Consider the following 17247-nt stretch of genomic DNA (forward strand, 5'->3'; position numbering starts at 1 on the left):
TTTCGAGTTGCTAAGGCTCTTGCGGTGCAGCAAATGGTCAAATGACTATTTTTTGATTGCCGTTATGTAATAAATGGACGGCAGCACGGTCTTTCCTGCATTTATAGTGCAAACCGCGTTCGCAATCCTCATGGCGGCGCCCGTCTATGCTCACGCAATCGTGTTGTCGGGCCCTGTTTACAGAGGGCCCATTATTCGCTCGCCGGCGATGTCTTCAGAGCGAACGGGCAGCGCCTCCGTCACAGCGAACCATGGTCCCGGTCACGTAACTTGCCGGGCCGCTGCACAGGAAGGCAGCGGTTGCCGCGAATTCCTCGACACGACAGTAGCGGCCTGTGGGTATGCGTTGCTGACGCTCGGCACTGACATCTTCGAGGCTCTTGCCGCCGCGTTTGGCTGCAGCCGTGTCAAGCTCGGCCAGCCGGTCGGTCGCGATGCTGCCCGGCAGCAGCATGTTCACGGTGATCCCGTCAGCAGCGACTTCGCTCGCCAGCGTCTTGCTCCAGCCGGCCAGCGCCGGGCGTAGCGTATTGGAAAGAGCCAGACTGGCGATTGGTTCGATGACGCCGGAGGAGGTGACGGTGAGGATCCGTCCCCAACCCTGTGCCTTCATGCCTGGCAGGAGTGCGTTGGTGAGGGTAATGATCCGCGACACCATGGAAATGAAATAGGTCTCCAGCCGATCGGCGGTCATATCCTCTGTTGTCCCCGGCGTCGGGCCGCCGCTATTGTTGACGAGAATGTCGATGCCCCCGAGTTTCGCGGTCACCGCGTCGCTGACGACCTGCACGAAATTCTCGTCGTTGAGATCGGCCCAGATCCAGTCGGCGCGACCTTTGGCCTCGGCATTGATGGCCTTGCAATTGCCCTCGAGCCTTTCGCCGCTGCGGCCGCAGAGCAGCACGTTTACGCCTTCGCGCGCTAACGCCACGGCGATGCCATGCCCGAGGCCCTTGGATGAGGCCAGCACCAGCGCGCGTTTTCCCTCGATACGAAGATCCATCTCGATAATCCTTCCTGCCAATCCGAATTCCCAAGCCATACCTATAGAGCGTCGGTCGCGATCTTTGAAAGTCGCACCGAGGCAGAAGGTCGCAAACGCCATCAAAATATTGACGTTGACGTAAGAGTAATTTAGCTTGATTGTCGCGCTGGGTGAATTGGGGGATTGCCTGTCGCTTCCCGGCTCGACAATCCCTTTCCATTTTGACAAGAGAATAGTCGAAACGGGGAAGACGCCCAAAGGGGGACAGGCCGCGCTCCGATATCATCGAGCGCCTGGTCAATCGGAGAGAGTGAATGACAGACGCGATGGATCTTCCGGAACGCGAAAGCATGGAATTCGACGTTGTGATTGTCGGGGGCGGTCCGGCTGGACTGTCCGCGGCGATCCGGCTGAAGCAGATCAATCCGGATCTGACTGTGGTCGTGCTCGAAAAGGGTGCCGAGGTCGGCGCGCATATCCTGTCCGGCGCCGTCGTCGATCCGATCGGCATCGATCGGTTGCTGCCCGACTGGCGCGAGGAGGAGGGCCATCCCTTCAAGACCAAGGTGACCTCGGATCACTTCCTGATCCTCGGTCCCGCCGGCTCCATCCGCCTGCCGAACTTCCTGATGCCGCCGCTGATGAACAATCACGGCAATTATATCGTCTCGCTCGGCAATGTCTGTCGGTGGCTGGCCGAGAAGGCCGAAGCGCTTGGCGTCGAGATCTATCCCGGCTTTGCGGCGACGGAAGTGCTCTATAATGACGACGGCGCCGTCATTGGCGTAGCCACCGGTGACATGGGCATCGAGAAGAACGGTGAGCCCGGCCCGAACTATACGCGCGGCATGGCGTTGCTCGGCAAATATGTGCTGATCGGCGAGGGCGTGCGCGGCTCGCTTGCCAAGCAGCTGATTGCGAAGTTCGATCTGTCGCGGGACAGCGATGTGCCGAAGTTTGGCATCGGCATCAAGGAACTCTGGCAGGTGAAGCCCGAGAACCACAAGAAGGGTCTCGTGCAGCACTCCTTCGGCTGGCCGCTCGGCATGAAGACGGGCGGTGGCTCGTTCCTCTATCATCTGGAGGACAATCTGGTCGCCGTCGGTTTCGTCGTGCACCTGAACTACAAGAACCCCTATCTCTATCCCTTCGAGGAATTCCAGCGCTTCAAGACGCATCCGGCAATCCGCGGCACCTTCGAGGGCGGCAAGCGCATTTCCTATGGTGCGCGCGCCATCACCGAAGGCGGATACCAGTCGGTGCCGAAGCTGACCTTCCCCGGCGGCGCGCTCATCGGTTGCTCGGCCGGCCTCGTCAACGTTCCCCGCATCAAGGGCAGCCACAATGCGGTGCTGTCGGGCATGCTGGCAGCCGACAAGATTGCCGAGGCGATCGCGGCCGGCCGCGCCAATGACGAAGTCATCGAGATCGAGAACGAGTGGCGCCAGACGGATATCGGCAAGGACCTCAAGCGGGTCAGAAACGTTAAGCCACTATGGTCGAAGTTCGGCACGGCGATCGGCGTCGCGCTCGGCGGTCTCGACATGTGGACGAACCAGCTCCTCGGCTTCTCGTTCTTCGGCACGCTGAAGCACGGCAAGACGGATGCGCAATCGCTGGAGCCAGCCGCCCAACATCAGAAGATCGACTATCCGAAGCCGGATGGTGTGCTGACCTTCGACCGCCTGTCCTCGGTGTTCCTGTCGAACACCAATCACGAGGAAGACCAGCCGGTGCATCTGCATGTCCGGGACATGGCGTTGCAGGTCTCCTCGGAGCACGATGTCTTCGCCGGCCCGTCGACACGCTACTGTCCGGCGGGTGTCTATGAGTGGGTGGAGAAGGATGGCAAGGAAACCTATGTCATCAACGCGCAGAACTGCGTCCACTGCAAGACCTGCGACATCAAGGACCCCAACCAGAACATCAACTGGGTGCCGCCGCAGGGCGGCGAGGGGCCTGTCTATCCCAATATGTGAGATGGAATGACGGAGATCGAGCAAGACGCTTACACGATCCGTCAGGCGCGGCCGGATGAGCTGCATTTGCTGGCAGCGATCGAGATCGATGCTTTCTGGGCTCTGCATGAAGCCGGGGCGGTGAATTGCGACCCCACTTCTCTGCCTCTCGACGTGCTGAAGCAATCTCTTGCGGAGCAATTGCTGTTCGTTGCCGTCGATATCGTAGATCAGCCGTTCGGGTTTCTGGCCGGCATTCGAAAGGACGGCTCCGTCCACATCGCCGAACTCGATGTCGTCAGGCGCTGGCAGAAGCGCGGCGTCGGACGCCGGCTGATGGAAGCTGCGATTGCAGCCGCCAGAACTCAGAGCGCCGTCGGCGTTACCTTGACGACGGATCGGCATGCGGCCTTCAACGCGCCTTTCTATGCGTCGGTAGGATTTCGTATCCTGGATGATGAGGAAAGGCCGGCTGTTCTCACGCAGATCCTGGAGAACGAGTTTGCCCACGGTGCCGATCCAGCCAGGCGCGTGGCAATGGTGCTTTGGTTCTGATCTTTGTTTCAGGAACATATAGAAAGAGCGGTTCGGGCTTTCGCCGAACCGCTCCATATGGCTGCGAGATGTAAATCAATGCTGGACAGGCTTCCGGGCGAATAGGCCGGTCGAAAGGGCGACGCCGATCCCGGTCACGATGGCGGCTGCGATCCCGGCTACGCCGATTTCCTCACCAAGCAGGAAGCCGCCGCCGATGGTGGCGAGGACAGGCGTGATGGCGGTGAAGGCTGCGGCCTGCGTGCCGCCGAGAGCCTGGACTGCGAGGCCATAGGCAAGGGTGGCGGCAAGGCCGGAGAGCAGGCCCTGGCTGACGACCTGCAGACCGATTTCCGGCAGCGGAACCGAGGCGAGCGAGCTGCCGAAGACGAAGGCCAGTCCGACATGGATGAGGAAAGACCAGACGGCGATGATGGCGCTCGATTGCAGGGCGCTGAGGCCGGAGCGGCGGAAGGCATGGGTATAGGATGCCCAGAGCAGGGCTGCGAGCGGCAGCAGCGTGAAGCCTTCCCAGGAGATCTGCACGCCGTAAAGGCTGCGCGCCAGAAGGATGACGACGCCGGCGACGATACCGCCCAGGCCGAGCCAACGGGTCACATCGAGCCGTTCGCGAAACAGCGTCACGCCGATCACTGCAGCCGCCAGCGGCATGGAGCCGCCGAGCAGGATGCCGGCTGCCGAGGCCGGCGTGAATTGAATGGCGAAGGTGGTCAGCTGGAAGAACAGGGCGCCGGAACCGCAGACCATCAGCGCGAGCAGCTTCAGCGGCACGCCCTTCGGCAGGAGGCCGGTCCGCCACCAGACGGGAGCCAGCACCAGCGCCGGCACACCATAACGGATGAGACCGAGGTCGATCGTGCTCATCTGGGTCTCCGCGGTGTGGCGCGTGGCGAGAATCCAGTTTGCCCAGATGAGAACGGTGATGATCGCGCCGGCATAGCCGATCGCTGTGGGGTTGATCTTGCGGGTGGGGAGGGTCAAGGCGGTCATCGACATATCCTTTCCAACGATCCGGTTTGTCTTTCGATGAGAAGAAGATAGCGCTAGAGGCCGAGGCATGTCCTTGCTAGTTATGGCTCTGAAAACATGATATCAGCAATAATCTGCCAATATGGACGATCAGGTTTCTCGGATATGCCAAAACTGGATAAATTCGATATTGCCATCCTCAACTGCCTTCAGGAGGATGCGCGGGCCACCAATGTCGAGATCGCGGAGCGGGTAAATCTCTCGCCGTCCCCCTGTCTGAGGCGCATACGCAGTCTGGAGAAATCCGGCCTTCTGCGCGGTTATCGCGCCGATATCGACCGCAAGGAGGCCGGCCTCGGTCTCACGGTTTTCGTCGAACTCAAGGTCGGTCACCATTCGAAAGAGAATTCCGAAGCGCAGCAGGCGGCTTTGCTCGCCATTCCGGAGGTCGTTGCCTGCCATCTGATTTCGGGAACGGCGGATTTTCTGGCCGAAGTGGTGGTGGCAGATCTTGCCGCCTATGAGAAGGTGATGTCGGAAAGGCTTCTGGTTCTTCCGGGCGTGGTCGATCTGCGATCCAACTTCGCCATCAGAACATTGAAGACCAACGGCGTGCTGAAGCTGCCGATGCCGGCGCAAGACTGAAATTGAAAAAGGGGCCGCAAGGCCCCCTTTTTGTCCGGAGTTTACTGCGCTCAGAGCATCGTTCCGCTGAGGATCAGCAGCGCCACCGAGAAGTAGATCACCAGCCCCGTCACATCGACCAGCGTGGCCACGAAAGGCGCCGATGCGCTGGCCGGGTCGAGGCGCAGCTTCTGCAGAACGAATGGTAGCATCGAGCCGGCAAGCGAGCCGAAGGTGACGATGCCGATCAGGGCTGCGAAGACCGTGAGGGCGACGAGCTGCCAGTGCGGGCCGTAATCGAATAGACCGATATTCTGCCAGAGCACGATGCGGGCGAAGCCGACGAGGCCGAGAATCGCGCCGAGCACGATGCCTGTGGGAAGTTCGCGGATCGCCACGCGCCACCAGTCCGAAAGCTTCAGTTCGCCGAGCGCCAGCGCCCGGATAATCAGCGAGGTCGCCTGCGAACCGGAATTGCCGCCCGAGCTCATGATCAGCGGGATGAACAGGGTCAGCACGACGGCCTTTTCCAGCTCACCCTCGAAATGCTGCATGGCGCTTGCCGTCAGCATTTCGCCAAGGAAGAGGGCAGCGAGCCAGCCCGCGCGCTTGCGGATCATGCCGGCAAAGCTGATCTTCATGTAAGGCTGCCCGAGGGCCTCCATACCGCCGAACTTCTGGGCGTCTTCGGTCGTATCGGCAATCATCGTGTCGATGACGTCGTCGACGGTGACGATCCCCAGCATGTGACCCTTGTCGTCGACGACAGGAAGCGCCAGCAGATCGTGGCGGCGGATCAGGCGGGCGACGTCTTCCTGCTTCATCAGCGGCGGTGCCGTGACCGGCGTGCCCTTCTGGGCCACCGTGAGAATACAGGCATCGGGCTCACCGGTGATGAGACGGCGCAGCGTCACGACATGCAGCAGCACATGCGTTTCGTCGTCGAGGACATAGATGGCATAGACGGTTTCGCGGGAGCGTTCGACCTGGCGAACATGGTCGAGCGTCTGTGCAACGGTCCAGCTTGCGAGCACGCTCACAAACTCTGTCGTCATGATGCCGCCGGCCGTGCGCGGCGGGTAGCCCATCAGGCCCTGGATTGCCACCCGGGCATGCTCGTCGAACGTGGCGAACAGACGGGCGCGGGTGTCGATATCCATCTCGAGCAGCACGTCGGCGACACGGTCGTTCGACATGCCGTGCAGCAGCCGCGAGGCGTCCGCATTGCCCATGACTTCGAGAATGGCGGCTGCGTTGCGCAGCTCCGGCCGGTCGAGAATGCGCACGGCGCGTTCTTCCGGCATCTTGGCGAGGATGCGTCCAGCCTCGGCCACATCGAGCACGTTCAAGGACTCGACGCGTTCGGCGATGGTGACGCCACGGTTGTTGTTGATGAATGCACGAGCGGCATTGCCGGCCCGCGCGGGAAAGCTGTTGATGTTCATTATAGCTCGCCTTTCCGTCGATCCGCCGTCGTAGCGGATCGTGGCGAGCCGACAGGAGTCGGTTAGTGCACGAATGCTACTGACGGCAAAGGCAATCGACTACTACTGTCGCTAGGCATCTAAAGATGGCTCCGGTTAATCGGCATGGAAAAGCGCTGCTCTCCATCTGGGGCAGAAGTCGCGCCGAAGGCATAAAAAGTCAAGAGGTGGAAACGGTTTAAAGCCCCATGTCGAAAGAAAAATTTGCTTGGGTGCTTGAAATTTTGTGCGGCGCAACAGGTGGCGTTGCGAATGCGTTAAAATAGCGTGGCCGGACGATGAGCGCCCGGCCTGATCTGCCCTGGATTTTGGCCGTTCAGAAGCCTGCCAGAACGACCTTGCCCTTCATTTTGCCGGTCTCGACGAGGGCGTGCGCCTTCTTCAGATTGGCGGCATTGATCGTGCCCGCGGTCTCCGTCAGCGTCGAGCGGATCTTGCCGGCATCGACCAGTTCGGCGACCTTCGTCAGCAGCTTGTGCTGCTCGATCATGTCGGCCGTGTTGAAGAGCGGACGGGTGAACATCAGCTCCCAATGGATCGACACGGCCTTGCGCTTGAAGGGCACGACGTCGAGCGTCTTCGGGTCGTCGATCAAGGCGAACCGGCCCTGCGGCGCAATCGCTTCGACGATCGATGCGATATGGTCCGTCGTGTTGGTGGTCGAGAAGACGAAGGCCGGCGCGCCGATGCCAAGCGCTTCGATCTGCGGCGCAAGCGGCTTCGAATGGTCGATCACGTGATGCGCGCCCAGCTCCTTGACCCAAGCCTGCGTTTCAGGCCGGGATGCCGTTGCGATGATGGTGAGATCGGTGAGCGCGCGCGCGATCTGGATGGCGATCGACCCGACGCCGCCGGCGCCGCCGATGATGAGGATTGCATTCGCGACGCCGGGAACGGGATCTTGTACCTTCAGGCGATCGAACAGCGTTTCGTAAGCCGTGATCGAGGTCAGCGGCAGTGCCGCCGCCGCCGGAAAATCGAGGCTCTTCGGCTTGGCGCCGACGATGCGCTCGTCCACCAGATGGAATTCGGCATTCGAGCCGCCGCGATTGATCGCGCCGGCATAGAACACCTCGTCACCTGGCTTGAACATGGTGACCTCGGGGCCGACAGCCCTCACGATGCCGGCTGCGTCCCAGCCGATGATCTTGTACTCACCTTCGGCCGGCGCGACATTGGCGCGGATTTTGACGTCGACCGGATTGACCGAGACCGCCTTCACTTCGACGAGCAGATCGTGACCCTTGGCTTCAGGTGTCGGCAGATCGATATCGATCAGGGATGTCTCGGCGGAAATGGGCTGGGGTTGCTTGTAGGCGACTGCACGCATGGGAGAAGCTCCTGGTTTTGTTGCACAGAGGCTAGATGCGCATTATCATCAAAAGGCGCAAGAATGCACAAATTCTGTACGTAGGTACAAAAAGGATACTGTCGATGTCGCTGCCCCGCTCCAAGCTTGTCAAGAATTTCCCGGGTTGTCCGGTCGAGGCGACGCTGAGCCTTCTCGACGGCAAATGGAAGGGCGTGGTTCTGTTTCATCTGATGGAAGGCACGCTGCGCTTCAACGAGATCCGCCGCAAGCTGCCGGCGGTGACCCAGCGCATGCTGACGAAGCAGCTGCGCGAGCTGGAAGAATCAGGGCTTGTGTCTCGCACCGTCTTCCCGGTCGTGCCGCCGCGTGTCGATTATGCGCTGACGCCGCTCGGCGCCAGCCTGCGGCCGATCATCAAGGCGATGGCGGTATGGGGCGAGGAGAATGTCTTCTGTCACAACGGCCGGCAGGAGCTGGCAGCGCCCGCCGCCTCAGGCGTGGCCCGTGCGGCGTTCCAGGCCAACTGAAACAGCGAAGATCGCAAGGCCGGCGACGGAGAGAACGGCGCCGACATAGCCTGTGGCAGCCGCGGTGAAGCCCCAGGCGATGACCATGCCGCCGAGCCAGGCGCCCAGCGCATTGGCAATGTTGAAGGCGGAATGGTTGGAGGCGGCAGCCAGCGTCTGCGCATCGGCGGCCACATCCATCAGCCGGGTCTGTACTGCGGGACAAGCGGCAAAACCGCAGCCGATCAGGAAGACGCAGACGCAGAGCATGATCGGATTGGCTGCCGTCAGTGAAAACAGCGTCATGGCGATGATGTTGAAGATCATCATGCCGCCGATCGTGCCCTTGATCGAGATGTCGCCGAGGCGCGAACCGACGATGTTGCCGACATTCATGCCGATACCGAACAGCGCCAGCACTACGGGCACCATGCCCGCGCCAAGGCCGGCAACCTGGGTCGTCGTCGTTGCCACATAGCTGAAGATCGAGAACATGCCGCCGAAACCGACAGCGGCGATGCCGAGCGTCAGCCATATCTGAACGCGCTTGAGGGCGCCGAGCTCGCGGGTGATGCTGGCGCCTTCCTCAACCTTGTCCTTCGGCAGGAAGAGGGCGATGAGCAGCATGGTGACGAGGCCGACGCCGCCGACCATCATGAAGGCGGCGCGCCATTCAAGAACCTGGCCGAGGAAGGTGGCAATCGGCGTTCCCACAAGCGTGGCGATGGTGAGGCCAAGCATGACCTGGCCGACAGCACGAACGCGGCGATGAACCGGCACCATGGAGGCGGCAACCAGCGCGGCAACGCCGAAATAGGCGCCGTGCGGCAGTCCGGTGATGAAGCGCAGCGCCGCGAAGCTCGCATAGGTCGGCGCGAATGCGCTTGAGATATTGCCGGCGGCGAAGATCGCCATCATCAGCAGGAGGAGCGTGCGGCGCGCCATCTTGGCGGCGAGCACGGCGATGACAGGTGCACCGACGACGACGCCAAGCGCATAGGCGCTGATTACATGGCCCGCTTCCGGCGTCGTGACGCCAAACGTATCGGCGACATTGGGCAGAAGCCCCATGATGACGAATTCGCCAGTGCCGATGCCAAAGCTGCCGACGGCGAGAGCCAGCGTCACAAGCGCAATGGCCGTGCGCGAGGGCGCTTCGACTGCGATTTGGGAATCGAGGACGTCGACGGCAATATCGCTCACGAAAACTCCTTGGGCGGCAAACCAGGCTGAGCGCCGCGAATCGGGCAACGAACCCCGGCTTCGGTGTTCAGTGCATCAAATTGCAATAAGGGACTGGCGAAGCACGGACATGCCTCAAACATAGTATCAATCACGATGCAATTACTGTCGCGTGCATTTTTTGCAGCGCAGCATGTCGAATGATGCATAAGTGAGTGATGCTCCGGCCCGGCGCCGGGTGGCCGCAACGCTTGAAATCCTTTCGTCCGAAACCATCTGTGAAAAAGCGCACGGGGGCATCAGCTCCTTTCTGAGACACAATTTGTGGAAAGACCGAGAGCCCCGATGAAATTGATCGGCTTCTTCAATCGCGATGGCGGGACTTTCCGCACGACCGATATGGCTGCCTACGAGGCGAAGGCGGAGCAGGTTTTCCGCGATGCCGGTCATGAGTTCGAAGCCGTCGTCGTGGCCGGGCGAGATATCGTATCGGCCATGGAGCGTGCCGCGCGTCGGGATGATATAGACGGTATCGTTGCCGGCGGCGGCGATGGCACGATTTCGGCCGCTGCCTCCATCGCCTGGAAGAACGGCGTTGCGCTCGGCGTCATTCCCGCCGGCACTATGAACCTGTTTGCGCGCTCTCTGCGGTTGCCGCTCGATATCTGGCAGACGCTGAATGTGCTGGCGACAGGCGAAGTGGATCAGGTCGATATCGGCAGCGCCAATGGCCGGGCCTTCGTGCATCAGTTCTCGGCAGGCCTGCATGCGCGTCTGGTGCGCTATCGCAACGGCTACACCTATCGTTCGCGCATCGGAAAGATGTCGGCCAGCACCCGGGCGGCTTTCGGGGTCATCGCCAATCCGCCAGAATTCGACGTCGATTTCGAAGCCGGCGATATTCGCGGGCATCGGCATGTCTCGGCAATTTCAGTGTCCAACAATCCCTTCGGCGCCAATGCGCTGCTCTATGCCGATAATCTGCGCGGCGGCGAACTGGGGTTTTACACGGCCAAGCCCTTGCGGCCGCTTGGCGTTGCCCGCCTGGCCGTCGACATGCTGCGAGGCCGGGTGCGCGACAATACCGATGTCATGATGATGCATGCGCCGGAAGTGCATCTGCATTTCCCGAAGCTGCGCCAGCTGGCAAACTGCGTCATGGATGGCGAACTGCTGCCGCTTGCGCGCGATGTGATCCTCAAGGTTCACCCCGGCGAACTCAAGGTGATGGTTCGCGAAGGCACCGCCGCCCGCGTCGAGCGCGAGGGTTCGGTCGATAGGCTGGCCGTCTGAACCGCTCAGAGGCGCGGCAGGTACGTCCGGTAATCGAAATCGGAAACGCTGCGCAGATAGCGGATCGCCTCCTTGTGTTTCGTATCGCCATAGAGCTTTTGATATCGCACGCCAAAGACATCGGCGATGAATGCAGAGGCGCGGAAGCGTTCGACGGCCGTCAGGAAATCATGACTCAACTTGGGCGCATCGGCCGGTACTTGAGACGGCGTTGATTCTTCGCCCGGGTCGAGGTCGTTCTGCAGGCCAAGCAGCATGCCGCCGAGGATGGCCGCCAGCATCAGATAGGGATTGGCATCGGCGCCGGCGACGCGGTGTTCGACGCGCGCGCCCGGCCCATCCTTCTCAGGAATGCGGACGGCCGTGCCGCGATGACCAAAGCCCCAGGTCAGATCGACGGGAGCAAAAGAGCCCGGCTGGAAGCGGCGATAGGAATTGGCGTAGGGCGCAAAGATCAGCTGCGCATCCTCAAGCGTCTGCAGCAGGCCCGCGCAGATCGACTTCAGCCTCTTCGGCTCGCTGCCGGCAGCATCGAGAACATTGCGGCCCTGATCGTCGATGATGCTGGCATGCACATGCAGTCCGGAGCCGGCATGGTCGGTATAGGGTTTCGCCATGCAGGTCGATTTCAGGCCGTGCTTGCGCGCCGCCTGCTCGGCCACGCGCTTCAGCATGATGCAGTCATCGGCCGCTGCAAGCGCATCCGGGCGGTGCAACAGGTTGATCTCGAACTGGCCGGGGCCGAATTCCGCTGTCGTCGCATCCGCCGGCAATCCCTGCGCCTTGGCATAGCTGCGCAGCGTTTCGAGATAGCCGTCGAGCAGGTCGACGGCGTCCATATCGTAAAGCTGATAGCCATTCGGCTCGTCTCGATAGGTCAATGCCGGGGGCGGCGAGGGGATGCCCCTGTCGCGCCAGTCGCCGGCGAGCAGGTAGAATTCCAGCTCGGTCGCCACGACGGGGGTGAGGCCAAGCGCCTTGTAGCGGTCGAGAACGGCAGAAAGAATGGCGCGGGGATCCTGAAAGCTGGGGCTGCCGTCAAGCTCATGCATCGTGGCCAGCACCTGCTTAGATCCAGCCGGCGCCCAGGGCATCTCCGCCAGCGTGCGCTTGTCGGCAACGCAGGTGCCATCGGGATCGCCGATCGTCAGCGACAGGCCGGTAATGTCGTCGTTGTCATCGCCCCAGATATCGAGCGATTGCGTCGAGGTCGGCAGCCGCACGGCGCCGGACCAGACCTTCTTTTCGGCCGAAATCGGGATCTGCTTGCCCCGCAGCCGGCCGTTCATGTCCGAAATCAGCACCTCGATGCGCGCGTTACCTTCGGTTGCGTTGTCGGCCGCCATGCTCTTGTAAATCCCCCATGCTCACGTCATGGTCGTAAACCATGATAGCTATCAGTCAAGTCTGGCGGCGCTGAGTCTCCCGTGCTTGGCCCCTCACCCTAACCCTCTCCCCGCATGTGCGGGGAGAGGGGACCCCACCAGTGTTTGCCGCAACTGAAGCGGCTATCTGGCACGAAAACTCCCTCTCCCCGTTTGACGGGGAGAGGGCTGGGGTGAGGGGCCATGCACATAGCAGCGGCGTCGGCGGACTCGCCTGACAGAGACCAATCGCAATGAGGTGAGTTTCAATCATGCCCGATACGCCAAGCCGCTCCAATCTCGCCGCCCTCGATGCTGCCCATCATCTCCATCCCTTTGCCGACATGAAGAAGCTGAACGCCGATGGCGCGCGCATCATCCAACGGGGCGAGGGCGTCTATATTTTCGATAGCAACGGCAAGAAATATCTGGATGGGTTTGCCGGCCTCTGGTGTGTGAATATCGGCTATGGCCGCACGGAGATCGCCGATGCCGCCATCCGGCAGATGAATGAGCTGCCTTATTACAATACCTTCTTCGGTACGACGACGACACCGGCAACATTGCTGTCGGAAAAGGTCTGCGCCCATGCCGGCCCGCATTTCAATCATGTCTTCTTCACTAATTCCGGCTCCGAGGCCAACGACACCTGGTTCCGCATGGCGCGCGTCTACTGGGCTGCTGTCGGCAAGCCGACGAAGAAGGCCATCATTGCCCGCAAGAACGGCTACCATGGCTCCACAGTCGCGGGCGCCAGCATGGGCGGCATGAAATACATGCACGAGCAGGGCGACCTGCCGATCCCCGGCGTCGTCCATATCGGCCAACCCTATTGGTATGCTGAGGGCGGCGATCTCTCGCCCGAGGAATTCGGCCTCAAGGTTGCCCGCGAGTTGGAAGAGAAGATCGATGAGTTGGGCGAGGACAATGTCGCCGCTTTCATCGCCGAGCCGGTGCAGGGGGCTGGCGGCGTCATCGTGCCGCCCTCCACCTATTGGCCGGAGATCGCCCGCATCTGCAAGGCGCGGAATATTCTGCTTGTCTGTGACGAGGTGATCTGCGGCTTTGGCCGTCTCGGCTCCTGGTTCGGCTATCAGCATTTCGGTGTCGAACCTGATCTCGCTCCGATCGCCAAGGGCCTATCGTCGGGCTACCTGCCGATTGGCGGCGTGCTCGTCAGCGATCGTATCGCCGACGTGCTGATCAACGAGGTCGGCGAGTTCAACCACGGCTTCACCTATTCCGGCCATCCGGTGTGCGCGGCAGCTGCGCTCGAGAATTTGAGGATTATCGAGGACGAACGGCTTATCGAACGTGTCCGCGATGATATCGGCCCTCATTTTGCCAGGGCCTGGGGCAGCCTGGCGGATCATGACATGGTCGGTGAAGCCGTCAGCATCGGCCTGATGGGCGCTCTGCAGCTAGCAGCCGACAAATCCACCCGCCGCCGCTTCGAAAAGCCGGATGCCATCGGCTCGGCCGTGCGCAACCACGCTCTCACCAATGGCTTGGTGCTGCGCGCGACCGGCGATCGCATGCTGGCATCGCCACCGCTGATCATCAGTCACGAGGAGGTGGATACCATGGTGCGCATCACGCGGCTGGCGCTCGATGCGGTCTGGGCCGAGATGAAAGCCTAACAGATATCCCGATCGGGATGGCTTGGGTCACCTTGCCATCCCGCTTGGAAGCCTAAGCGTCCTGATTGTTACGATCGAAGATCTTGCGGACGATGTAATTCGGCGAGAGATCGTCGCGATAATAGATACGCGCGATCATCTCCGCGAGGATGCCCGTGGTGATCATCTGCACGGACGACAGCAGCAGCACGATGCCGACCAGAAGCAGCGGCCTGTTGCCGATATCGTCGCCAAAGATGAATTTGTCGATGAAGAGCCAGAACAGCACGATGGCCGAGAGTGCACCGAGGCCGAGGCCGAGAGAGCCGAAGAAATGGCCCGGCCGCGCCTTGTAGCGCATGAAGAACATCACCGACAGCAGATCGAGAATGACGCGGAACGTCCGCGAAATCCCGTATTTGGAGGTGCCATGTTGGCGCGCATGGTGGGTGACGGGCACTTCGCCGATGCGTGAGCTCGGGACAACGCCGGCGACCCAGGCGGGGATGAAGCGATGCATCTCGCCCATCAGCTTCACCTGCTTGATGATCGAAGAGCGGTAGATCTTCAGGCTACAGCCATAGTCGTGCAGCTTGACGCCGGTAATGCGGCCGATCAGGTAATTGGCGCACCAGGACGGGATCTTGCGCAGGAAAAGCCCGTCCTGACGGTTCTTGCGCCAGCCGACGAGCAAGTCGAGCTGCCGCCGTTCCAGCTCCTCGACCATCGAGGGAATATCCTTCGGGTCGTTCTGCAGATCGCCGTCCATGGTGGCGATGAGCCGGCCGTTTGCGGCATCGATGCCGGCCTGCATGGCGGCAGTCTGGCCGAAATTGCGCTGGAGCTCAACGATCCGCAATGTCAGCCCGTCGCGTAACAGCGAGCGGCGCGCATTGGCCAGCGTGGCGTCCGTGCTGCCGTCGTCGATAAGGATCAACTCCCAGCGCTTGTCAAAGCTCGCCATGGCGGAACAGATGCGTTCGATCAGCGGACCGACGCTTTCTTCCTCGTTGAAGACGGGCACAACCAGCGAAAGCTCAAGCGGGCTTATCGCATCGGCCTGGGGGAGGGTCGACTCTGCCGTTGTCTGCAACTCTTCTTTCTCCTACAAGACCGGCAGAACCTGCCGGACGGAACGAGCGACTGTCCGGTCTGAAGCCTCAGCTCGCATTGGGTGCCTAACTACATGAAGACTCCGATGGTTGCCAGCCGACAGAATTGGTTTATTCGCAACCGAATGATGCTGCTGACGCTGGCCGTCGTCATTGCCTATGCGGCCTTCATCGAATGGTTCTGGGGCTGGAGTTCGATCCTGGCGCAATGGGGCAAGGTCGGCGCCCTGCCCATCCTTCTCGCGCTGGTACTCCTGACTGGCACCTATTTTCTGCGCACCTGGCGCTTTTACGATTACTTCCCGAAGGAAACGTCGGGCCATTTCGCGGTGCTGTTCCGTGTGACGCAGGTGCATAACCTGCTGAATATCATGATGCCCTTCCGCACCGGCGAGACCAGTTTCCCAGTGCTGATGCGATCCGAATTCGGCATTCCGCTGGCTCGTGGCACTTCGGCGCTGTTCGTCATGCGGTTGCTCGACCTGCATGCGCTGCTGGCCGCGGCCGGCGTCGGTCTTGCTCTTGCTTCGCCCTATCGCATTCTGGCCTGGGTCGTATGGCTGGCTTTCCTGCTTTTGCCAGTCGTGGGTTTCGTCTCGCGCCGCCCGCTGATCCGCCTTGCCGCCCGCATCTTGCCGAAGAAGGCGCAAGGGCTGGTGCACGAGCTGGAGCGTGGTCTGCCGGTCGATGCTCAGGCCTTTGCGCGCGCCTGGCTGACGACGGTGGTCAACTGGCTGGTCAAGGTTGCGGTCCTTGCCTGGGCGCTCGGCCTGATGAACGTCACGCCGCTGTCGGCAAGCTTCGGTGGCGCGCTTGGCGGTGAATTGTCGTCGGTGCTGCCCGTGCATGCGCCGGGAGGCGTCGGCACCTATCCGGCCGGGATCACCGCCGGCGCCATGGCTTTCGGCGCTTCAGGGGAGAAGGCTGCGCTTGAAAATCTGGCGCAGGCCAGCATCAACACCCACCTCCTGATCGTCGTTTCGGCGCTGACGGGCACCGCGATCGGTTTGCTGGTATCGCGCAAGCGCGCCTGATCTGGCTACTGTCGCGTCTTGACCTCAAGCTCGGCCAGCCGCTTGCGCAAGAAGGCCTGCTCCGGCGCCTGCTGGCAAAGCGATAGTGCCGTCACATAGGATTCTCGTGCCTCGTCGCTGCGTCCAAGCTGGCGCAGGAAATCGGCCTTCGCTGCGTGCGTGAGGTGATATCGTCTCATACGCTCTTCCCTGAGCAATCCATCGACGATGGACAGTGCCGCTGCCGGGCCATCGCACATCGAAACGGCCACCGCCCGATTGAGTTCGATGACCGGTGAGGGGGTAGCTACGAGCAACAGGTCATAGAGCGCGACAATCCGCTGCCAGTCCGTTTCCTCCGCTGTCTGAGCCCGGACATGCTCGGCTGCGATAGCCGCCTGCAGTGCATAGGCGCCGACACTTTCTGCGGCCATCGCCCTGGCCGAGAACGTCAGGCCCTCGCGAATTCTTTCGCGGTCCCAGAGCGAGCGATCCTGATCGGCAAGCAGCACGAGATCACCTGACGTGTCGGCGCGGGCATGCCGTCGAGAATCCTGCAGGAGCATCATCGCCAGCAACCCCGCGACCTCAGCATCCGGCAGAAGCTGCAGCAGTAGCCGGCCAAGACGAATGGCTTCGGCCGAGAGATCAGCGCGGACGATCACCGAGCCCGATGATGCGGAATATCCCTCATTGAAGACGAGGTAGATGACGTGCAGCACCTGCGCCAGCCTCTCCGGCAACTCGGTCTTGTCGGGCACTTCGTAGGGTATGCGAGCGGACCGGATCCGGTTCTTGGCGCGGACGATGCGCTGGGCCACGGTGGGTGCCGGAATCAGGAAGGCGTGGGCGATCTCTTCTGTCGTCAGGCCGCATACTTCCCGCAGCGACATCGCCATCTGCGCTTCCGCCGGAATGAGGGGATGGCAGCAGGTGAAGACCAGCCGCAGCATGTCGTCCTCGATCTCGTTGCTTTCCGTGATCTCCATTGTTTCGCCCTCAGGATAGAGGCTGTCGGCGATATCGGCCTGGACGGCATTGAAACGCGTTCGCCGCCTGATGTGATCGATGGCGCGAAAGCGCCCGGCGGAGACGAGCCAGGCATAGGGATTGGCCGGTATCGTCTCTTCGGTCCATTGCTGTGCTGCCGCCGAAAACGCATCGTGGAGTGCTTCCTCGGCCCGGTCGAAATCGCCGAGCAAGCGGATCAGCGTCGCCAGCACGCGGCGCGAATGGCTGCGATAGATGCTGTCGATGGTCTGGTTCAGCGA

At 61.5% G+C, this 17247-nt stretch carries 15 protein-coding genes; 7 read left to right on the forward strand and 8 right to left on the reverse strand.

Annotation, left to right across the window (positions count from 1 at the left end):
- Positions 1 to 214: 214 nt before the first annotated feature.
- Positions 215 to 1003 (reverse strand): SDR family oxidoreductase, encoded by a 789-nt coding sequence (locus tag A6U86_RS01655; RefSeq protein WP_068387667.1) that lies wholly within the window; start codon positions 1001 to 1003, stop codon positions 215 to 217.
- Positions 1004 to 1299: 296 nt separating this feature from the next.
- On the opposite strand from A6U86_RS01655, the gene A6U86_RS01660 reads away from it, so the two are divergent.
- Positions 1300 to 2964: an electron transfer flavoprotein-ubiquinone oxidoreductase gene (locus A6U86_RS01660; RefSeq protein ID WP_068385457.1), complete on the forward strand. Its 1665-nt coding sequence runs from the start codon at positions 1300 to 1302 to the stop codon at positions 2962 to 2964.
- A 6-nt stretch (positions 2965 to 2970) separates the two neighbouring features.
- Entirely contained in the window at positions 2971 to 3498 is a 528-nt protein-coding gene (locus A6U86_RS01665; RefSeq protein WP_083196704.1) for a GNAT family N-acetyltransferase, read from the forward strand.
- A gap of 75 nt (positions 3499 to 3573) precedes the next feature.
- On the opposite strand, the gene A6U86_RS01670 is transcribed toward A6U86_RS01665, so the two are convergent.
- Positions 3574 to 4488, reverse strand: a complete 915-nt coding sequence (locus tag A6U86_RS01670) for a DMT family transporter (RefSeq protein WP_068385459.1) — start codon at positions 4486 to 4488, stop codon at positions 3574 to 3576.
- A gap of 144 nt (positions 4489 to 4632) precedes the next feature.
- On the opposite strand from A6U86_RS01670, the gene A6U86_RS01675 reads away from it, so the two are divergent.
- Positions 4633 to 5112, forward strand: a complete 480-nt coding sequence (locus A6U86_RS01675; RefSeq protein WP_068385462.1) for an Lrp/AsnC family transcriptional regulator — start codon at positions 4633 to 4635, stop codon at positions 5110 to 5112.
- Positions 5113 to 5162: 50 nt separating this feature from the next.
- Here A6U86_RS01675 and mgtE read toward each other — a convergent pair whose 3' ends face one another.
- Positions 5163 to 6536, reverse strand: coding sequence for a magnesium transporter (gene mgtE / locus A6U86_RS01680; RefSeq protein ID WP_068385465.1), 1374 nt, complete (start codon positions 6534 to 6536; stop codon positions 5163 to 5165).
- Between the two features lie 355 nt (positions 6537 to 6891).
- Positions 6892 to 7905: a zinc-binding alcohol dehydrogenase family protein gene (locus A6U86_RS01685; protein ID WP_068385468.1), complete on the reverse strand. Its 1014-nt coding sequence runs from the start codon at positions 7903 to 7905 to the stop codon at positions 6892 to 6894.
- Positions 7906 to 8009: 104 nt separating this feature from the next.
- On the opposite strand from A6U86_RS01685, the gene A6U86_RS01690 reads away from it, so the two are divergent.
- Positions 8010 to 8414 (forward strand): helix-turn-helix domain-containing protein, encoded by a 405-nt coding sequence (locus tag A6U86_RS01690; RefSeq protein ID WP_068385471.1) that lies wholly within the window; start codon positions 8010 to 8012, stop codon positions 8412 to 8414.
- Here the strand turns inward: A6U86_RS01690 and A6U86_RS01695 are convergent.
- Positions 8379 to 9587, reverse strand: coding sequence for an MFS transporter (locus tag A6U86_RS01695; RefSeq protein ID WP_244509837.1), 1209 nt, complete (start codon positions 9585 to 9587; stop codon positions 8379 to 8381). The genes A6U86_RS01690 and A6U86_RS01695 overlap by 36 nt on opposite strands.
- Positions 9588 to 9920: 333 nt before the next feature.
- Here A6U86_RS01695 and A6U86_RS01700 point away from each other — a divergent pair, with 333 nt between their 5' ends.
- Complete coding sequence (locus tag A6U86_RS01700) at positions 9921 to 10868, forward strand: diacylglycerol kinase family protein (protein ID WP_068385474.1); 948 nt, start codon at positions 9921 to 9923, stop codon at positions 10866 to 10868.
- Between the two features lie 5 nt (positions 10869 to 10873).
- On the opposite strand, the gene A6U86_RS01705 is transcribed toward A6U86_RS01700, so the two are convergent.
- Entirely contained in the window at positions 10874 to 12214 is a 1341-nt protein-coding gene (locus A6U86_RS01705; protein ID WP_068385476.1) for a glutamine synthetase family protein, read from the reverse strand.
- 290 nt (positions 12215 to 12504) lie between these two features.
- Between A6U86_RS01705 and A6U86_RS01710 the strand changes: the two genes are divergently transcribed.
- On the forward strand, positions 12505 to 13872 hold the full coding sequence (locus tag A6U86_RS01710) for an aspartate aminotransferase family protein (protein ID WP_068385479.1): 1368 nt from the start codon (positions 12505 to 12507) through the stop codon (positions 13870 to 13872).
- 52 nt (positions 13873 to 13924) lie between these two features.
- Here A6U86_RS01710 and A6U86_RS01715 read toward each other — a convergent pair whose 3' ends face one another.
- Entirely contained in the window at positions 13925 to 14944 is a 1020-nt protein-coding gene (locus tag A6U86_RS01715; protein WP_068385483.1) for a glycosyltransferase family 2 protein, read from the reverse strand.
- Between the two features lie 93 nt (positions 14945 to 15037).
- Between A6U86_RS01715 and A6U86_RS01720 the strand changes: the two genes are divergently transcribed.
- Positions 15038 to 15997, forward strand: a complete 960-nt coding sequence (locus A6U86_RS01720) for a lysylphosphatidylglycerol synthase domain-containing protein (RefSeq protein WP_068385486.1) — start codon at positions 15038 to 15040, stop codon at positions 15995 to 15997.
- Positions 15998 to 16002: 5 nt separating this feature from the next.
- Here the strand turns inward: A6U86_RS01720 and A6U86_RS01725 are convergent, their stop codons facing one another.
- Positions 16003 to 17244 carry an RNA polymerase sigma factor gene (locus A6U86_RS01725; protein ID WP_068387676.1) on the reverse strand — a complete coding sequence of 414 codons (1242 nt, stop codon included), beginning with the start codon at positions 17242 to 17244 and terminating at the stop codon, positions 16003 to 16005.
- Positions 17245 to 17247: the final 3 nt, after the last annotated feature.

Origin of the sequence: Rhizobium sp. AC27/96 (assembly GCF_001692325.1) — a bacterium.
Lineage (GTDB): Bacteria > Pseudomonadota > Alphaproteobacteria > Rhizobiales > Rhizobiaceae > Rhizobium.

Excerpts from the sequence above, each read along its gene's own strand:
- A6U86_RS01655 (WP_068387667.1), bottom strand. The coding sequence starts at position 1,003 with ATGGATCTTCGTATCGAGGGAAAACGCGCGCTGGTGCTGGCCTCATCC.
- A6U86_RS01710 (WP_068385479.1), top strand. The coding sequence starts at position 12,505 with ATGCCCGATACGCCAAGCCGCTCCAATCTCGCCGCCCTCGATGCTGCC.
- A6U86_RS01720 (WP_068385486.1), top strand. The coding sequence starts at position 15,038 with ATGAAGACTCCGATGGTTGCCAGCCGACAGAATTGGTTTATTCGCAAC.
- A6U86_RS01690 (WP_068385471.1), top strand. The coding sequence starts at position 8,010 with ATGTCGCTGCCCCGCTCCAAGCTTGTCAAGAATTTCCCGGGTTGTCCG.
- A6U86_RS01700 (WP_068385474.1), top strand. The coding sequence starts at position 9,921 with ATGAAATTGATCGGCTTCTTCAATCGCGATGGCGGGACTTTCCGCACG.
- A6U86_RS01675 (WP_068385462.1), top strand. The coding sequence starts at position 4,633 with ATGCCAAAACTGGATAAATTCGATATTGCCATCCTCAACTGCCTTCAG.
- A6U86_RS01685 (WP_068385468.1), bottom strand. The coding sequence starts at position 7,905 with ATGCGTGCAGTCGCCTACAAGCAACCCCAGCCCATTTCCGCCGAGACA.
- mgtE (WP_068385465.1), bottom strand. The coding sequence starts at position 6,536 with ATGAACATCAACAGCTTTCCCGCGCGGGCCGGCAATGCCGCTCGTGCA.
- A6U86_RS01660 (WP_068385457.1), top strand. The coding sequence starts at position 1,300 with ATGACAGACGCGATGGATCTTCCGGAACGCGAAAGCATGGAATTCGAC.
- A6U86_RS01670 (WP_068385459.1), bottom strand. The coding sequence starts at position 4,488 with ATGACCGCCTTGACCCTCCCCACCCGCAAGATCAACCCCACAGCGATC.
- A6U86_RS01665 (WP_083196704.1), top strand. The coding sequence starts at position 2,971 with ATGACGGAGATCGAGCAAGACGCTTACACGATCCGTCAGGCGCGGCCG.
- A6U86_RS01705 (WP_068385476.1), bottom strand. The coding sequence starts at position 12,214 with ATGGCGGCCGACAACGCAACCGAAGGTAACGCGCGCATCGAGGTGCTG.